Source organism: Vibrio sp. (genome assembly GCF_050299255.1).
Classification (GTDB): Bacteria; Pseudomonadota; Gammaproteobacteria; order Enterobacterales; family Vibrionaceae; genus Vibrio.
Map to the genome: position 1 here is coordinate 1 of NZ_JBNKVP010000038.1, position 17119 is coordinate 17119.

The following is a 17119-nucleotide window of genomic DNA, read 5'->3' on the forward strand; positions in this document are numbered from 1 at the left end:
AGTACTTTGATGCCATGGAAAATGCAACTCAAGAGAATGTTGCAGAAGTACTTGCATCTTTCACTGCTGAAAACTACCTGTGGCGGGGAGTGTATCCATTTCGTGAGCAACAGGGAGCTGAAGCTGCGGCATCGGTTTTTTGGGCTCCGTTACTGAAGTCAATGACTCGCTTGCAACGTCGACAGGACATTTTCATTGGTGGCAACAACGAGATAAACCCTGATGAAATCTGGGTGATGAGCATGGGTCACTTCATGGGCCTGTTTGATGCAGAGTTCCTCGGTATGCGCCCTACCGGTAAAATGATGAACATCCGTTATGCCGAATTTAACTGTGTTGAGAACGGCAAGATCACCAAGACGGGCCTGTTCCTGGATCTACTTGGCGTTATGGATCAAGCAGGTTGTTACCCATTACCACCTTCCACAGGCAAGCATTTCGTATACCCTGGTCCTCGCAACCACGATGGCTTACTGTTTGAAGACGCGGCACCTGAAGAAGGTATTGCGACGCTGGCGCTGGTTAATAAGATGGTTGATGACTTATCCGCACTGAATGACAGTGGCGCAATGGGTTGCCCTCCAGAAGTTCTGGAGAAAAGCTGGTCGAAAGACATGATCTGGTACGGTCCATGCGGGATTGGTGCTTCTTACACCATTCCGCGTTATCAGCAGCAGCACCAACTGCCTTTCCGCAATAACCTGAAAGACAAAAAATTCAATGGTCATGTATGTCGTTTTGCTGAGGGAAGTTTTGCCTGTTTCTTCGGTTGGCCAAACCTGTCGAATACGCCAATTGGCGGCTTCTTAGGTCTGCCGGGTGGTGAGATTCGAGCCGATATGCAAGTTGTCGATGTTTACTATCGTGATAATGATAAGTTGTCTGAGAACTGGGTACTGATTGACCTGCCATACTGGTTGAAGCAACAAGGTCTGGATGTGTTTGAGCGTACGCAGAACATCATGAATCCTCAGCTTTAATCCGTAATACCGGGCGAAAAAAAGCCCCGAACCATTGGGTTCGGGGCTTTTTTAGTTGTGTCTAGAGCCACCAGTGTTGATTAATTTCAAACCAGTCGGTTAATCGTGCCGCTACATCCTTTGGACGTTCCATCGACGATAAGTGCCCACAATCAGGAAGAACGTGCAATGTCACATCGGATATATGTTTCGCCATCAATAAATGATTGTCCAAGGGACAAAGCAAATCGTCTTTGCCGGTAATTACCAGCGTCGGTACTGAAATCTGCGCCAACAATGGCCGACTGTCTGGCCGGTTTGCAAGTGCGTCCGCATGCGCTGAAAACGCGTCTACCCCCACGTTGATCGCCATTTGCTCAATCTGCTGAGTTAGCACCCGGTTGTTCAACCGGCTGGGGTGAATCAGTACCGGTAGCAAAACCTCAGGGGTGATGGCTGCAAATTGACCACTTAACGCCTGGCTAACCAGGTCATTGCGTTTCTCGGTCACTTCTGGCTTCTCATCCGCTGCATTGGTATCCATCAAAATTAATCCCTTCACTCTCTCTGGGGCCTGACGATAAACTTCAAACGCCAATATTCCCCCCATAGATAGCCCACCAAGCACAAATTCAGGTGGCGCTTGCAGCAGCACATCGTGAGCCAGTTGTTCCATTGTCGATAAAGTAGCTAGCTGAATACACGAAGGAGCCACCCAGCCAGGTAGCCCCTTATTCACGTCTTCAAATAGCCCACCGTCGCAAAGTAATCCGGGCAACCAGATTAAAGGCAGTGGTTGATTCATATTACACTCCCGACAGTTTAACCGGCTTATCCGAGCCCAAAATGCAATAAGTCAGGCTCTGACCACGAAGGTTGGTCAATGAATAGGCGGCGCCTTGCGGTACGCTAAAGACATCCCCGCGAGTTAAAGTGATACTGGCTTGTTCTCCGTTTTGAGTAACAACCACTTCGGTGTCTCCGTCGAAGTTAATCAACACCTGCTTTTCGTCACGGCGGTGCTGAGGAATGGATGCCCCTGCAGACAACTCGTAAGCCATGATGCTTACTTCATCTTCACTCTTTACCTGAAAATCGTAGTCTGCCTGAGGATGGCCAGTCAGTGCATACTGTTTTACATTAGGCGCAGCAAAGTCACTGCTAATAGCCTGGTAATTGTTGCGCAGCGCCACAAATGGCAGCATCTCTTCAACGGTATAGCTGTCAAAAGATTTCAACTCTTCCTCGCTAAGCAGTGGCATCAGCTCAGAGTCAGCTGGCACAGGATCGCCATCGACTGTATCGACCAGCGTACCGTCAGCTTTCAGGAATAAGCCATACCCCTGGCTGTCTTTGATAACATTAGGATGCCAAATTACGCCGCCACCCGAGTTATCACCTCCTAACACCGAGAACATGAATCCATAATCTCTTCCTACCACTTCGAATCCTCTGAACAGATTGGTCGGAATGGAAATGACGTCACCGTGTGATAACACAGCTTCATGTTCACCATCGTTACCCCAGTAGAAACGGAACTGCCCTTTAAAAACCACAAACAGCTCTGCGGTACGGTGAGAGTGAAGTGAGTTTGTTATCCCCGGGGGTTGACCTGCAGCCCCAATATTAAAACCTGCGGTTTCACGAATATGTACGTGCTGCCGGCTACTCTCGGCTACACCAGCGCCAATAATGCAAAAGTTATCTTTTAGATCACTGCCAGGCGTACGCGCATCAATGAATGCGCTGGTGCCCGGTATCAGTTCCATATATCGAACAAGATTATTATTAATTGTGTTTTGTAGAGTCATGTAAGAATCCTTGTCATTCTTTTTGCTTGCGTTAGATCCCGAGCGGTCTGCCACCATCGACAGAAATCGTGTTGCCCGTAGAGAACGTCAATAACTCGGCTGCGGCATACACAGCGTTAGCGACTTCTTCATCGTTAGCCAAACGTTTCAGAGCGGTCGACTGCTCTTGCTGATTACGCCAATGATCATCGAGACCTTTAACAAATTCGGTATCCACCAGACCTGGTGCGACAGCCAGTACTCGGATATCCGGAGCAAGTGCGCGAGCAAGTGAACGTGTCATATTTTCTGCGGCAGACTTGCTTGCACAGTAAGCGATATTGCTACCCATCGCGGTTTGAGCCGCAATGGAGGTGATATTAACGACGCATCCTTTTGCTTTATTAAGCGCCGATTCAAAGGCCCTAACCATGGCAAAAGGAGCACGAACGTTCACTTTAAAAATCTGGTCGAAGAGTTGGTCGTCGAGCCCATTAAGGTCCGAATGAGCAACAAACTTTGTCATACCAGCGCAGTTAACAAGCAAATCCAATTTGGCAGCGATTTCATCGACCTGATGCGCCAGCTCAGTAATCGCGTCGGAATCGGTCACATTCAACTGGAAAGCGTGATGGCCGTTACCTGCTAGTGACTGCAACACTTTATCGGCAGCCTGTTTGTTGCTGTTGTAAGTCAATACAACCTGATAACCGGATGCGGCGAGCTTTTGACAGATAGCGGCCCCAAGACCGCCACTGCCACCTGTTACTAAGGCAGTTTTTCGCATATTACGCCTCTTCAAATTTGCCTTTGTAACGGCGGACGCGAATATCCGCCTGCTCCTTGTGACCCGCAAATCCCTCCAAAGCACAAAGACGCGAGCAGTATTCACCTACTTTCAATGACGCTTCTTCAGTGACACGTTGATAAGTACAGGTCTTGATAAACTTGCCGACCCACAATCCACCGGTGTAGCGAGCGGCTTTTTTGGTTGGAAGCGTGTGATTGGTACCAATACACTTATCTCCGTATGAAACGTTCGTTTCACGTCCCAGGAACAGCGCGCCGTAGTTAGTCATATTATTCAGGAAGTAACTCGGGTCTTCAGTCATTACCTGTACGTGTTCAGACGCAATGTCATCAGCAATTTCAACCATTTCCTGGTAGCTATCGCAGACTATTACCTGACCGTAATCGGCCCATGCTTTACCGGCTACTTCAGCGGTTGGCAAAATGGTTAACTGACGCTCTACTTCTTGGATCGTTGCTTGAGCAAACTCTTCGCTGTTTGTCAGTAGCACTGCTGGGGAGTTGTAGCCATGTTCCGCCTGACCAAGTAAATCGGCCGCAGCCAATTCCGGGTCGCAACCCTTTTCATCAGCAATCACCAGTGTCTCTGTTGGTCCGGCAAACAAGTCGATACCGACTCGGCCGAACAGCTGGCGTTTAGCCTCAGCAACAAATGCGTTACCCGGGCCAACGATCATATCTACCGGTGCGATAGTTTCTGTACCTAAAGCCATTGCACCAACTGCCTGAACGCCACCAAAGCAGTAAATTTCATCTGCTCCGGCCATTGCCATAGCCGCGACAATCGCCACATTTGGCTGACCATTAAATGGAGGAGCACAGGCAATAACTCGTTTCACGCCCGCAACTTTTGCCGTCAACACGCTCATGTGGGCAGAAGCCACCAGCGGATACTTACCGCCTGGAATATAACAACCGACACTGTTGACCGGAATATTCTTATGCCCAAGAACCACACCTGGCATGGTTTCCACTTCGACATCTTTCATTGAATCACGCTGTATCTGCGCAAAGTTACGAACTTGCTTTTGGGCAAATTCAATATCGTGACGGGTTGATTCATCTAAAGCATCAACGCATGCCTGTATTTGTTCAGGTGATAACCGAAACTGTTCCGGCGACCAGTTATCAAACTTTTCTGACAGCTCACGTACCGCGCCATCACCCTTCGCTTCGATATCCGCAAGAATACCTTCGACTATCTGACGCACCTTAGCGTCATTAGATGCCGATACTTCTTCCGTGATCCCTTTCTTTAAAATGCGTGCCATGGGTAATTCTCCTTGAAGGTTATAACTAGGTTTGTTTTTATGCTTTTGGATACGAATGCAAAATTAGATTAAACATAAATTTAACACATAGCAAGCATCAGATGTGTAACGTACCGATAACCATAAACCTATGTTTTATCAGGATGTTAAGGATTAAAATCATTGATTTGCACACATACACCTGACTGATCAATACTAATTAATGATATTTAGATCACATTATTTTTACTGATCATTTACATTTATCCGTGTTAGTTTTTGCATACCTTTGCAATGGAGATTACACATGGAAAATTTTAAAGTTCAGCTACAGCAACAGATCCTACTGGGGACATTCGTTAAAACACCTCATCCTCATATCATCGAAGTGCTTGCACTGGCGGAACTGCCTTTTGTCATCCTTGATGCTGAACATGCCCCCTTTGACAGGACGTCTCTGGATCTATGCATACTCGCAGCGAGAGCAAGCCAGATGCCTTGTGTGGTCAGGATCCAGGATAGTCACCCTTCAACCGTCCTGAACGCTTTGGATTGCGGCGCAACAGGTATCCAAATTCCACATGTTTGTGATGAAGCTCAGGCCCGGGCCATCGTAAAAATGTGTCATTATGGCGAAGGTGGCCGTGGCTATGCTGGTTCAAGCCGGGCGGCACTCTATGCCACCAAACCCATGGCACAGCACCTGGCCGACAGCAAATCGGGCACGACGATAATTGCTCAAATCGAAGACCCGATAGGAGTTGAAAATGTCGACTCGATCGCCGCAGTAGAGGGTATTGATGCATTGTTCATTGGTCAGGTTGACCTTGCCGTCGCATATGGTGCGCAGGGAGTCCAGGACGAGACGGTTCGTGACGCGAGCATTAAAATTATCAACGCCGCTAAAGCACACAACAAACCGGTTGGAATGTTTGTCGCCAGCGCCGAAACCGCGCGCGAGTGGCGAGAGTTAGGCGTCGATTTCTTTGCAGTCGGCTCTGAGCACAAAATGATCATCGACGGTTTTAAACAAGAAAGAAATGTGATGAATTCTTAACTTTTATCGGATAGTTGACTGCGATAAGTATCAAGCGCTAGACAGCGATTTCCCCTAGCCCATACACTCGCAACTTATGTATGGGTCAATCAGCCCAGTTTAAGGAGTTCCATCATCAAAGCGAAAGTAACTTCCATCGACGTCGCTAAAATGCTCGGCGTCTCTCAATCGACGGTATCGAGAGCCTTCAGCCCAACTGCCAGTATTAGCGAAAAAAAGCGTAAAATGGTGATGGATGCCGCTGCCAAGCTGGGCTATACGCCGAATGCCATTGCCCGAAGCCTGATCTCCAATCGATCTGGCTTAGTCGCCATCGCGTTAGATAGTGAGTCAAACCCTATGTACGATTTGCTCACCCGGGCTTTGGCTATCGCCATTCAAAAGCGTGGGGGGCAAGTTGTTCTGTGCCCTATTGATAAAGATGATCTGGATTTAGCCATCTCACGCGCCATTGAATATCAAGTGGACGGCTTGATCATTGCAACCAGTCGTCTTACTTCACGCGCATTTGCTCAGTGTGAGAAGTTTGGTGTTCATCTGAGCTTAATTAACCGTTATTCAGAAGGGTTAAATGCCAACAGTGCGGGAATAGATAACCGATTGACGGGCAAACAGGCCGCTGAGTATTTGGTGTCTAAAGGATACAAACAATTAGCTTATGTGAGTGGTGACGCCGGTTCGATGACCAGTGAAGAACGCTGGTTGGGATTCTCCTCCACTCTACAGGAAATGGGCTTACCGTCACCTGTTTATATTCAGGCCAAATACAGTTTTGAAGCGGGGCTAAATGCCGCCAGCGAGATACTGGGCCACACAGTAAAACCAGACGCTATCTTCTGTGCGAATGATATTTTGGCCATGGGGGTCATGGATGGGCTAAGGAAAGCGAGCGCGTCAATTCCAGGCGATTATGCCATCATGGGAGTTGATGACATCCCAATGGCCGGATGGCCCAGCTACGATTTGACCACGATTGCACAGCCGGTCGACAAAATCGTACAACGTGCCGTCGATGATCTGATGAGCCGCATCAACGACAGCACTGATGCCAGCTCCAGCTACTTGCTTGAGCAAGGAGATTTAATCGAACGAGGTAGCACTTCCCGCTAGCAATACTCGCTATAGATCCTCTCCACGCCCTGCTTTTTTGCAGGGTTTTTTATGTGACCTGAGTTGAAATTTAACCGCCAATTAACACAAATCATGATGGATCAAATCATTTGTTATTGACATGTTACATAAAATCTATATTTTGGATTCGTATGCAAATGGATATGAATTGCTCATTTTATTATTAAACTTACCAAAACGGTGAGACCTATAGCGAATGCAAACCCGATTAGGTAATACCGTTAGCAAGGACGAGCAATGAAAAAAACAATCATCACAACCTTAACTGCAATTTGTTTAACCTCGGCAAGTATGAATGCGCTTGCAACCAATGTGATTCGCCTCGCTCACGATAGCCAGGAAACATCACCGGTTCACAAAGCAATGTTGTACTTTGAACAGGAGCTCGAAGCTCGTTCAAACGGCGAACTAGAGGTAGAAATCTATCCCGCTCGTCAGCTTGGTGACGTAAGGGAAACTACTGAACTGGTCCAACAGGGAAACCTGCAAATGACCTTTGGTGCATCAGTTTTACTGTCGCCCTACGTTCCAGAATTTAACGTCCTTGATCTGTTCTACCTGTTTGACAACGAGCAGCAAGCGCACCAAGCACTGGACAGCGATAAAATCGGCCAACCCCTTCTTAATGCCATGGAATCAAAAGGGTTTCACGGTTTAGGCTTTATGGAAGTTGGTTTCCGCAGCATTACGAACAACAATCAGCCTATCGATGAGATAGACGATCTTAAAGGGCTGAAAATTCGTTCTGCATCGAATCCAACCCAAATTCGCGCCTGGGAATCTGTCGGTACCGCTCCAACCCCGTTGTCGTGGGGTGAAATTTTCACATCGCTACAGCAAGGTCTAATCAATGCACAAGAGAGCGCCATTTATTCAATCTATGCAGAGCGTTTTTACGAAGCACAAGATTACTTATCTCTCACCAATCATATCTACACCAACTACGTTCTATTCATGAACAAAGAGTTTTGGGACTCTTTGCCCGCAGAACAACAAGATTTAGTAACACAAGTGAGTCGAGAAACCATCACAAAACAACGCCAACTGGCAGCAAAACAAAACCAGGAGGTCATCAAAGACCTCGAATCAAAAGGCATGACGGTTAATATCGTGTCTGATCAGGTGCGCAATCAAATGAAAGAAAAGATGAATGCCGCCGTTTATCAGGATCTACGCAGTAAAACGGGTGAAAAGCTGTTTGACAGCGTGATTGCTGAAATCGAACGTTTATAAGTTTTGCAAGAAACCACACAAATGCAGCCTGTGTTTGTGTGGTTTTCTATTTTGGAGATGATTATGAAGTGGCTTCGCTTACTTGATAAATACTTTGAACCTGCACTGATCGTGTTCGCCATTACCTTAATGACTGCCCTGCTCTGCGCACAGATCGCGTTAAGGTTATTTGATGCTACGATTGCCTGGGCCGAAGAACTTGCACGTTATCTTTTCGTCTGGGCGATGTACCTGAGCATCAGTTATTGCATCCGTGACGACCGACACATTCGAATTCGCATATTCATTAATAAGCTACCCAGTCGCTGGAAACAATATAGTTTGATTGTTTCCGATGTGATTTATTTCGCCTTTAGCAGTAGCGTAGCCTGGTTTGGTTTTACGGTGATCAATCGAAGCTTAACGCTTGGTCAAATCGCGCCGGCAATGGAAATCCCGGTTGCATTTCTCTACGCATCGGTTTTGGTTTGCGCCGTTTTAAGCTGTATTCGATTGGTGGCTGGCATTAGACAAAAAATCTTCTTTAGCACCAAGCCTCTCAAATCTGGACGTTTCTCTGCTGATCATTATCGCGGTCTGAAAAACAAACATCGTACTGAAAATCAATTACTGGAGCCAAACGCATGACCTCTGCATTACTGTTTGGCAGCTTCAGTTTGCTGCTACTTATTGGCGTACCTGTTGGTATTGCACTTGCCACTGCCAGTATGATTGCCATATTAAGCTTGCCATTTCTTAATATAGAATTTCTGGTTCAGGGCATGGTAACGGGCCTGGACTCGTTCCCACTGCTAGCGGTTGTGCTGTTTACTCTCGCGGGTAATTTGATGAGTCAGGGCGGTATATCAAAACGCCTGCTTCATGTCGCGGAAGTGTTTTTTGGTCACTTTACCGGCGGATTAGGTATTGTCGCTATCGTCGCCTGCATGTTCTTTGCATCAATTTCCGGTACCGGCTCTGCCACGGTCGCCGCCATTGGCTTAACCATGATTCCTTCCATGGTAAAAAAGGGATATGACCGCAGTTTTGCCGGTGCTTTAATCGCATCCGCGGGAGGGATTGGTGTCATCATTCCTCCGTCAGTCGTTATGATCGTTTACGCAATCACCGCCGAAGTCTCGGTAACTAAAATGTTTATGGCGGGCATTGTCCCAGGTTTGGTCGTCGGCCTGGTGTTAATTGGATACTGCCTTATCGTATCTAAAATGCGCGGCTATACCGGCAACGAAACCAAAGCATCCTGGCCAGAGCGAATAGAGGCGCTCAAAGATGCCAGTTGGGCGATGCTATTGCCGGTAATTATTCTCGGTGGCATCTATTCAGGTATCTTCACGCCGACAGAATCCGCCGCGATTGGTGTACTGTATGGTCTGATTTTTGGGATGTTTGTCTATAAAGAACTGCAACCCAGCCAAGTTGTGAAAATTATTCTTGAATCGTCATTGCTGGTGGGAGCGGTACTGGTCATCGTCGGGGCATCCGTAACCTTTGGCCGTATCCTGACACTCGAACGGTTACCGACAGAAATCGCCCAATTCATTTTATCTATAACGGAAAACAAATTGCTGATACTACTTTGTATCAACATACTGCTTCTCGTCGTTGGTACCTTTATGGAAACCTTAGCTGCCATCGTGATATTGACGCCTATTTTGCTGCCAATCACGTCCGCGTTGGGAATGGACCCAGTCCACTTTGGTATCGTCATGATTGTTAACCTGGCAATAGGGTTTGTTACTCCTCCTCTTGGTGCCAACCTGTTTATGGCAAGTCAGGTCGGTAAGGTACCAATTGAGTCACTCTCGAGAGCCATCATAGGTTGGATATTTGCCATGATCGTTGCCCTGTTACTCATCACTTTTATACCAGCTATCTCTTTGACTTTACCTGACTTTCTTTCTTAATCTTTCTTCATTGTGTTAGGCGGGCCTGGGCTCGCCTTTTTTATACAACACCAACAATTGCATACCTATCCAAAAACACCCACCCAAAATGACTACGCTCCCAAAAAGTTAGCAACCAGCCGATAAAGTCAAGGCGAAACTTCGAATTCCGCTCCATTTGTTGGTGTTATTTTGAGCATCAACACAAAGTTGATAGTTAAATGTTTAATTTGTTAAAGAGATGTTGATGTTTGTGTCTTGTTTGTCAAAATGGATTCGTATGCAAAATAAGAATGGAGTCAAACATGGCATCAATATCGTTACGCAACATAAAAAAGTATTGGGAAGACTTTACCGCTATCAACGACCTTTCACTTGAGATCAGGGATCGAGAGTTTCTAGTTCTTCTTGGCCCTTCTGGCTGTGGCAAAACAACGACCATGCGGATGATCGCAGGCCTTGATACACCTAGTGAAGGGGAAGTTTTTATCGATGACCAATACGTCAACGATACCCATCCTCGTGACAGAGACATAGCCATGGTTTTCCAAAGCTACGGGCTGTATCCGCAAAAGACGGTATATGGAAATATCGCCTTTCCGCTGCAAATGCAGAAGGTGCCGAAAGAAGAGTTACACGAACGCGTAATGCGTGCTGCTCAGCGTGTTGAGCTTGACCATCTACTTGATCGCAAACCCGCCACGTTATCAGGTGGTCAACGTCAACGCGTTGCTCTCGCGCGCGCCATTGTTCGCGAGCCCAAGTTGTTCCTGATGGATGAGCCGCTATCAAACCTAGATGCCAAACTTCGTGTATCAATGCGCGCTCTGTTGAAAAACCTCCATCACGAATTTCAACGAACCACTGTATATGTAACCCATGATCAGATTGAGGCAATGACACTTGCCGATCGCGTTGCCGTACTTTTCAACGGCAAAATTCAGCAGCTTGATACCCCAAAAGAGATTTACAACAACCCTGCCAGCCTCTTTGTCGCGAGCTTTATCGGTTCTCCGGGGATGAACTTCATCAAAGGTTCGCTGAACAACGGGGCTTTTACCGGTACACGCTGTTACGTAGAAGGTTTCGGCAATCTGACACAAGGCAACATAACCCTGGGAGTGCGGCCGGAAGATGTTGAATTGACTGACGTACAAAATCCACATTTATCTGCCGAAATATATGCGGTTGAAATGACCGGAGAATGCACTTTGGTGACGGTTAAGATCGACGACAACTATGTCATTTGCCGCGCCAGCAAACACTGCGAGCTGGAAATCGGTCAAAGCGTCGGGTTTAACTTCAACACGGCCCACACCTATCTATTTGATTCTCAGAGCGAACAGAGAATCCGAGTCCAAAATAATGCCTGCACGGAAAATGCAGCTTAATCAAATCAGAGGATGAAATGATGAAACGACAACTCACAGCATTAGCGCTTATTTCTACTGCGGTGTTTTCTTCTTCACTACTGGCAAATTGTGATCTTGGAGATCTGGAAGCGAAAGGCAAAATCTCTTTACTCTCGAACAGCTACCCTGTGTTGAAACATTTTTCTGACAAGATGGAAGAGTGCGCTTCACCGCAACTGCAGATCAAAAACAAACTGGTCGGAGGCAGCGCGGTGCAAGAACAAGCCCGAATTGTACTCTCCAGCCGCCGTGGTAATTCCCCTTATGATGTCATCCAGGTATCCGCGCAGACGTTTCACGAATTCCTGATCAAAGAACAGATTCAACCCATTACGGATTTGGTCGAAAAGTACTGGGATGAATACGAGTTAGACGATATCCCAGCCGGTATTTGGGAGCTGACCAAACAAGATGGCGAAATCTACGCGCTACCGATACAACTTAACATGCAGGAATTTTTCTATCGGAAAGACCTGTTTGAGCAGCATAACATTAAGGTTCCTCAAAATTATCAGCAAGTGGTAGAGGCAGGCAAAGCGCTTCAGGCCGCGGGAATTGAATACCCTCTCTCGCAAGCAATGAGTAAAGGCTGGAACCTGGCGACTGAGTTTACCAACATCTACCTGTCACTTGGCGGCCAATATTTTGATGAATCCGGCAAGCCACTTTTCAACGGCGATAAAGGCGTTGAAGCTGCAAATATTTTGAAATCACTGCTGCCGCTTATGTCTCCCAATGCTCTATCTCTGTCTAATGATCTGGTGATGGTCAACTTCCAGCAAGACAAAGCAGCTATGGGTAACGTGTGGGCCACTCGCGCTGCGGAAATGGATAACGAACAAGTATCCAAAGTTGTTGGCAAAGTAAACTATTCAATGGCACCAACAGCCAATAGTAAAACCTCAATCCCTTCCACCAGCATTTTCTGGGATGGTTATGTTTTTCCAGCCCGTTTGAACGCCGATCGTGAGTTGGTGTTCAAAATCATGATGGAAACACTCAAAAAACAAAATATGAAAGAAGGTGCGAGTTTAGCTTTCCTGGCTCGTCAATCCGCAAACCAGGTAGTAGGTGAACAATACCGTTATCTCGATGCGCTTTCCGCAATGATCGCGAACGGGGCTAAACCTTTCCCGACCGAAGGTTACTACGGGCTGGCACATACTCAAATTGGTAACAAGCTGCCAGATGCACTGCGAGGTGAAACCGACATTAAACTGGCATTAAATGAAGCGGCAAAAGCTTACTACAAAGAAGCGGTTGCCCAAGGATACCTGGAGTAAGGAGAGACGATGAATTTACGAAACTTTCTCGGTTTCTCTGGCCCTTCTATCGCGTCTATGGTGCTGCTGATGGCAGCACCTCTGGTAATGACGCTGTATTTGTCAGTCAACCGTTTCAATTTTAAAGGTGAACTTCGATATGTAGGCTTTGGAAACTATATCGATATCCTGCAGGACGAAGCATTCTGGTCTGCTTTTCAGTTTACCTTCATTTACACCGTGAGCGTCGTCATCAGCGTTCTGGTTCTGGGCTTTATCGTTGCCTTAGCGCTCAATAAGCTGAACAAGAAAGTTCGCGGAATTTTCATGGCTGCGACATTATTACCCTTCGTGGTGACACCGGTGGTTGGTACGTTGATATTTTCTTGGCTTTTCCAGGATTTTGGCTACATCACCTATTTGCTGGGCCTGATGGGCATCAATATCTACTGGTTTAGCGATGTGTTTGAATCGCGCATGTTGATCATTTTTTACGGTATCTGGCAAGTGACGCCTTTTGCAGCCATTGTGTTTTTCGCTGGCCTGCAGGCAATTCCACAAGACACGCTGGAATCGTCAGTACTCGACGGCGCACATCAATGGGATCAGATCAAACATGTGGTTATTCCTGCGCTTCAACCCCTTACGCTGTTTATCTCGATGATCTGCATTATGGACGCCTATCGCCTGTTCGATTCTGTCGCCGTGATGACCGGGGGGCTGAACTCGACTGAGACCCTGATGTACTACAACTATCGCGTCGGTATTGTCCAGGATGCGGTTGCCAAAGGCAGTGCCGTTTCTGTCCTGACTATGCTTGGCATCTTTGTCCTTCTTATCCCGTTCCTGTACATGACCTACAAAGAACAAAGAGGTATTCGCGCATGAACCCAACCAATTTCAATCTACAACGTTTAATGGTCTACGGCATCATGTTGGTCTGGATAATGTTCTGCGCATTTCCTTTCTTTTGGACCATATTAACTTCCATTAAGTCACCGGTTGATGCCTTCTCCAATCCACCCGTTTGGCTGTTTGAACCGACGGCGAATAACTATGCCAGCCTTTGGCTAGAGTTTGGTTTCAGCGAATTTTTGTGGAACTCAGTTATCGTCACCCTGGGTGTGGTGGTGATTTCGCTGTCCATTGGTTGTTTCGCAGGTTATGCATTGGCGCGTTACCCAGGCAAACTCGGCTTTTGGCTACTGATGCTGGCGTTAGTGTTCCGTTCACTACCCCACACGGTATTTCTCATCCCATACTATGAGTTTACCCGGATGGTTGGGCTTTATGACACCCACATAGTGCTGATCTTGGTTTTGGTTGCCATCAACCAGCCGTTCACCATTTGGATGATGCGCTCGTTCTTTATGAACATTCCAAAAGAGTTGGAAGAGTCGGCCATGATGGACGGATGTAATCAATTTCAGGCCTTTGCCAAGGCAATCGTCCCTATCATGTGGCCTGGCATTATTACTACCGGTCTGTTTACTTTCTTGTTGGCGTACAACGAGTTCCTTATTCCGCTAACCCTGACTGCAACGAACGCGTCCACGATGCCTGTCGCCATCTCCCAGTTTGGTGCTGATGACATTAAGTATTGGTCGATGACAGCCGCGGGGGCGGTATCAATCACTCTGCCAATCGTTGCCCTAATCATTTTCTTCCAGAAGAAAATCGTTTCCGGCCTGGTCGCTGGTGCGGTGAAAGGCTAACAACAACTATCATTGAGTGGGAAACCGTATGAAACAGCAAGTATCTCGCCCTGTACAAGGCACATTAACTAACGACAACGATCTTTCAAAAACTGAAGAAACACTGAATGTTATCTGCTCCATGGTTGATGGATTGAATGATCATGACATCGACAATATGGACAGGTTTTTTGCTCAGGACTTTCGTTGGATGGGTAATGCCGGTTGCGGGTTTAAATCTGACTTAAAGCAGTTTCAGGAAAACTGGCAACGCCCCTTCCAAGCCGCATTTTCTGAAAAAGTATGTATTGATGAAGCGCGAATCACGCAAGGCCAATGGTGTGCGGCGTTTGGCCGACAAGAAGCCATTCATTCGGGTGAATTCATGGGCATCAAACCAACGGGAAAGAAGGTGATCATTCGCTATATGGACTTCTGGAAAGTCGTCGACGGTAAGATCGTCGATAACTATGTCATGGTCGATTTTCCTGCAGTAATGGCACAACTAGGGGTAGATGCATTTGATGGCAAGGGGTGGGAATCAAAGGACAGTGAAACAAACCCACTCTACAAAACGGCTTAAGGACACGTTATGACCGATATAGAACTGTGCAAACAGAAGATTTCTCGTCTCAATGAGACAATGTACAACTTCGATTTAGAGAAGGTAGCAATCGAGCTCGATTCACTAGTCAGCCCTGACGCCATACTCCAGTACGCCTATCCCTTTGAGACACTTAGCGGCAAAGGAGAGTTAATCGAAACACTTTACCAGCCGCTGCTAAATGCCATTCCGGATTTGGAGAAACGCACCTACATCGCGATGGCAAGTCAGATCGATGACTCAGTGTGGGTTGGCTGCGGCGGTTATTACACTGGCAGCTTTTTAGAGCCCTGGTTAGACATTCCGCCAACGGGCCATCAGATGTCGATGCGTTTTCACGAATTTTATCGTTTCGAAGGCAATAAAATTGTCGAAATTCAAGCACTTTGGGACATCCCTGAACTGATGCTACAAGCTGGCGCCTGGCCAATGTCTCGTAGCTTAGGACGGGAGTGGCATCCACCCGCCCCTGCTCACAGTGATGGATTGGTTCAACAGGCAAATCCACTGGTCACCGAGCAAAGTCTACAAACTGTATCCGACATGCTGACAGGCCTTGCTAAGCATGCCGAGGGCGGTGTTGACGCCATGCAGCTTGAAAAATATTGGCACCCAAGGTCTAGCTGGTATGGCCCTTCGGGCATTGGTACCGGACGTGGTATCGCGGGTTTTCGCAACTGGCACCAGATCCCATTTCTCAATGCGTTACCGAATAGAAGAACCAAAGAAGGCAATGGATATTTGTTTGCTGAGCATAACTACGTCGCGTTTACCGCCTGGCCTGGGATGGAAATGACGGTATCCGGCAGCGGCTGGCTGGGCATTGCGCCCGCTAACCAGGAAATTACCATGCGCAGCCTTGACTTCTGGCGCGTCGAAGGAGACAAAATCAGAGAGAACTGGGTGTTGGTAGATTTACTTCACGTTTACGCTCAGCTTGGCGTGGATGTTTTGTCTCGGATGAAAGAGCTTAATAAAGCCCGTTATCGCCAGTTCGATAAATAATTTCAAGGAGGAGATTTACATGGCTATGGTTGGCTTCGACCCCAGATGGAAAGATTTCCCAGACTACATTTTAGGTATTACCAAAGAGATCTGGGAAGAGAGAGGATTGCATACGCTACATGAATACTACGCCGAAGATATCGTGGTACGTACACCGCAAGCGATCTCTTTCGGCAACAAAGATGTAATCAATGCGACGCTCGCCGTTTTAGCGCAGTACCCTGATCGAACTCTGTATGGTGAAGATGTGATTTGGAGCGGTACGCCTGAACAAGGCATGCTTTCATCCCACCGAATTATCTCTACCGCGACCGACAGGGAAACCGGGACCAAGTTACGTTTTCGGATTATTGCAGACTGTCACGCAATCAATAATAAGATCAATGATGAATGGCTGATCCGCGATCAGGGCGCCATAGCACGGCAAATGGGCTATACACCTGAAGCTTACACAAGCAAATTAGTTGAACAGGAAGGTGGCACCGAAAAAAGCAGCCCCGTTTTCACGCCAGAAATCGACCAGGCCGGCCCGTACAAAGGATGTGGCAACGATAACGAGTGGGGACGTCACTACGAAAACATTCTTCGTGCGATTATGCAGGCGGAATTGAGCGTGATCCCAAAAGAGTATGACCGTGCCTGCATCGGAGAATACGCAGGTGGTCATTCCGCCCTATCACACGGAGAGATCGACGACTTCTGGGTGCAGCTTCGCTCCGCTTTCCCCAATGCCGAGTTTACTGTTCACCACCGAATAGGTTTAGAGGGTAATAACCTTCCCCCACGCGCAGCCATACGTTGGTCTTTGCGGGGTAAACACGAAGGGTACGGTGCTTTTGGTCAACCCAGTGGTGCTGATGTTTATGTCATGGGCGCTTGTCACGCTGAATTTGGCCCCTGGGGACTGCGCCGTGAATATGTCCTGTTCGATGAACTAGCGATATGGAAACAGATATTGCAGCACAAAGGATAAACGTGGGTACATCCCAATTTAGACAAGCGGATCATCACAAGGCCTTATTTTTACAT

At 47.3% G+C, this 17119-nt stretch carries 17 protein-coding genes; 13 read left to right on the plus strand and 4 right to left on the minus strand.

Annotated features, from left to right (window positions below):
- On the plus strand, positions 1 to 980 hold a 980-nt coding region (locus tag ACQY6F_RS11445; protein WP_428774484.1), incomplete at its 5' end, for an ester cyclase.
- 61 nt (positions 981 to 1041) lie between these two features.
- On the opposite strand, the gene ACQY6F_RS11450 is transcribed toward ACQY6F_RS11445, so the two are convergent.
- From ACQY6F_RS11450 to hisD, 4 genes are read right to left on the minus strand one after another with little or no spacing between them, the layout of a single operon-like run.
- The gene (locus tag ACQY6F_RS11450) at positions 1042 to 1764 is read right to left on the minus strand and encodes an alpha/beta fold hydrolase (protein WP_428774486.1); all 723 of its coding nucleotides are present in this window, start codon (positions 1762 to 1764) and stop codon (positions 1042 to 1044) included.
- 1 nt (position 1765) lies between these two features.
- Positions 1766 to 2770 carry a cupin domain-containing protein gene (locus ACQY6F_RS11455; RefSeq protein WP_428774488.1) on the minus strand — a complete coding sequence of 335 codons (1005 nt, stop codon included), beginning with the start codon at positions 2768 to 2770 and terminating at the stop codon, positions 1766 to 1768.
- A 31-nt stretch (positions 2771 to 2801) separates the two neighbouring features.
- The gene (locus ACQY6F_RS11460; protein WP_428774489.1) at positions 2802 to 3536 is read right to left on the minus strand and encodes an SDR family NAD(P)-dependent oxidoreductase; all 735 of its coding nucleotides are present in this window, start codon (positions 3534 to 3536) and stop codon (positions 2802 to 2804) included.
- Position 3537: 1 nt separating this feature from the next.
- Positions 3538 to 4830 carry a histidinol dehydrogenase gene (hisD, locus tag ACQY6F_RS11465; RefSeq protein ID WP_428774490.1) on the minus strand — a complete coding sequence of 431 codons (1293 nt, stop codon included), beginning with the start codon at positions 4828 to 4830 and terminating at the stop codon, positions 3538 to 3540.
- A gap of 286 nt (positions 4831 to 5116) precedes the next feature.
- Between hisD and ACQY6F_RS11470 the strand changes: the two genes are divergently transcribed.
- The 12 genes from ACQY6F_RS11470 to ACQY6F_RS11525 all read left to right on the plus strand — a co-directional run bounded on the left by ACQY6F_RS11470 (position 5117) and on the right by ACQY6F_RS11525 (position 17063).
- A complete protein-coding gene (locus ACQY6F_RS11470; protein WP_428774492.1) occupies positions 5117 to 5866 on the plus strand; it encodes an HpcH/HpaI aldolase family protein in 750 nt (249 codons plus the stop codon).
- A 150-nt stretch (positions 5867 to 6016) separates the two neighbouring features.
- Positions 6017 to 6976, plus strand: coding sequence for a LacI family DNA-binding transcriptional regulator (locus tag ACQY6F_RS11475; RefSeq protein ID WP_428774493.1), 960 nt, complete (start codon positions 6017 to 6019; stop codon positions 6974 to 6976).
- A gap of 258 nt (positions 6977 to 7234) precedes the next feature.
- Positions 7235 to 8230 carry a TRAP transporter substrate-binding protein gene (locus tag ACQY6F_RS11480; RefSeq protein ID WP_428774494.1) on the plus strand — a complete coding sequence of 332 codons (996 nt, stop codon included), beginning with the start codon at positions 7235 to 7237 and terminating at the stop codon, positions 8228 to 8230.
- Positions 8231 to 8293: 63 nt separating this feature from the next.
- Positions 8294 to 8857, plus strand: a complete 564-nt coding sequence (locus ACQY6F_RS11485; protein ID WP_428774496.1) for a TRAP transporter small permease — start codon at positions 8294 to 8296, stop codon at positions 8855 to 8857.
- Positions 8854 to 10134, plus strand: coding sequence for a TRAP transporter large permease (locus ACQY6F_RS11490; protein WP_428774498.1), 1281 nt, complete (start codon positions 8854 to 8856; stop codon positions 10132 to 10134). Before ACQY6F_RS11485 ends, ACQY6F_RS11490 begins: the two co-directional genes overlap by 4 nt.
- A 284-nt stretch (positions 10135 to 10418) precedes the next feature.
- A complete protein-coding gene (locus tag ACQY6F_RS11495; protein ID WP_428774500.1) occupies positions 10419 to 11504 on the plus strand; it encodes an ABC transporter ATP-binding protein in 1086 nt (361 codons plus the stop codon).
- Between the two features lie 20 nt (positions 11505 to 11524).
- Entirely contained in the window at positions 11525 to 12808 is a 1284-nt protein-coding gene (locus tag ACQY6F_RS11500; protein ID WP_428774502.1) for an ABC transporter substrate-binding protein, read from the plus strand.
- A 9-nt stretch (positions 12809 to 12817) separates the two neighbouring features.
- Complete coding sequence (locus ACQY6F_RS11505) at positions 12818 to 13675, plus strand: carbohydrate ABC transporter permease (RefSeq protein ID WP_428774503.1); 858 nt, start codon at positions 12818 to 12820, stop codon at positions 13673 to 13675.
- A complete protein-coding gene (locus ACQY6F_RS11510; protein WP_428774504.1) occupies positions 13672 to 14502 on the plus strand; it encodes a carbohydrate ABC transporter permease in 831 nt (276 codons plus the stop codon). Before ACQY6F_RS11505 ends, ACQY6F_RS11510 begins: the two co-directional genes overlap by 4 nt.
- A gap of 28 nt (positions 14503 to 14530) precedes the next feature.
- Positions 14531 to 15064, plus strand: a complete 534-nt coding sequence (locus ACQY6F_RS11515) for an ester cyclase (protein WP_428774506.1) — start codon at positions 14531 to 14533, stop codon at positions 15062 to 15064.
- Positions 15065 to 15073: 9 nt separating this feature from the next.
- Complete coding sequence (locus ACQY6F_RS11520; RefSeq protein ID WP_428774507.1) at positions 15074 to 16090, plus strand: ester cyclase; 1017 nt, start codon at positions 15074 to 15076, stop codon at positions 16088 to 16090.
- 19 nt (positions 16091 to 16109) lie between these two features.
- A complete protein-coding gene (locus ACQY6F_RS11525) occupies positions 16110 to 17063 on the plus strand; it encodes a nuclear transport factor 2 family protein (protein ID WP_428774508.1) in 954 nt (317 codons plus the stop codon).
- Positions 17064 to 17119: the final 56 nt, after the last annotated feature.

Coding starts and splice junctions, on each gene's coding strand:
- ACQY6F_RS11500 (WP_428774502.1), top strand. CDS start 11,525: ATGAAACGACAACTCACAGCATTAGCGCTTATTTCTACTGCGGTGTTT.
- ACQY6F_RS11450 (WP_428774486.1), bottom strand. CDS start 1,764: ATGAATCAACCACTGCCTTTAATCTGGTTGCCCGGATTACTTTGCGAC.
- ACQY6F_RS11495 (WP_428774500.1), top strand. CDS start 10,419: ATGGCATCAATATCGTTACGCAACATAAAAAAGTATTGGGAAGACTTT.
- hisD (WP_428774490.1), bottom strand. CDS start 4,830: ATGGCACGCATTTTAAAGAAAGGGATCACGGAAGAAGTATCGGCATCT.
- ACQY6F_RS11510 (WP_428774504.1), top strand. CDS start 13,672: ATGAACCCAACCAATTTCAATCTACAACGTTTAATGGTCTACGGCATC.
- ACQY6F_RS11490 (WP_428774498.1), top strand. CDS start 8,854: ATGACCTCTGCATTACTGTTTGGCAGCTTCAGTTTGCTGCTACTTATT.
- ACQY6F_RS11475 (WP_428774493.1), top strand. CDS start 6,017: ATGCTCGGCGTCTCTCAATCGACGGTATCGAGAGCCTTCAGCCCAACT.
- ACQY6F_RS11460 (WP_428774489.1), bottom strand. CDS start 3,536: ATGCGAAAAACTGCCTTAGTAACAGGTGGCAGTGGCGGTCTTGGGGCC.
- ACQY6F_RS11485 (WP_428774496.1), top strand. CDS start 8,294: ATGAAGTGGCTTCGCTTACTTGATAAATACTTTGAACCTGCACTGATC.
- ACQY6F_RS11470 (WP_428774492.1), top strand. CDS start 5,117: ATGGAAAATTTTAAAGTTCAGCTACAGCAACAGATCCTACTGGGGACA.
- ACQY6F_RS11520 (WP_428774507.1), top strand. CDS start 15,074: ATGACCGATATAGAACTGTGCAAACAGAAGATTTCTCGTCTCAATGAG.
- ACQY6F_RS11505 (WP_428774503.1), top strand. CDS start 12,818: ATGAATTTACGAAACTTTCTCGGTTTCTCTGGCCCTTCTATCGCGTCT.
- ACQY6F_RS11480 (WP_428774494.1), top strand. CDS start 7,235: ATGAAAAAAACAATCATCACAACCTTAACTGCAATTTGTTTAACCTCG.
- ACQY6F_RS11515 (WP_428774506.1), top strand. CDS start 14,531: ATGAAACAGCAAGTATCTCGCCCTGTACAAGGCACATTAACTAACGAC.
- ACQY6F_RS11455 (WP_428774488.1), bottom strand. CDS start 2,770: ATGACTCTACAAAACACAATTAATAATAATCTTGTTCGATATATGGAA.
- ACQY6F_RS11525 (WP_428774508.1), top strand. CDS start 16,110: ATGGCTATGGTTGGCTTCGACCCCAGATGGAAAGATTTCCCAGACTAC.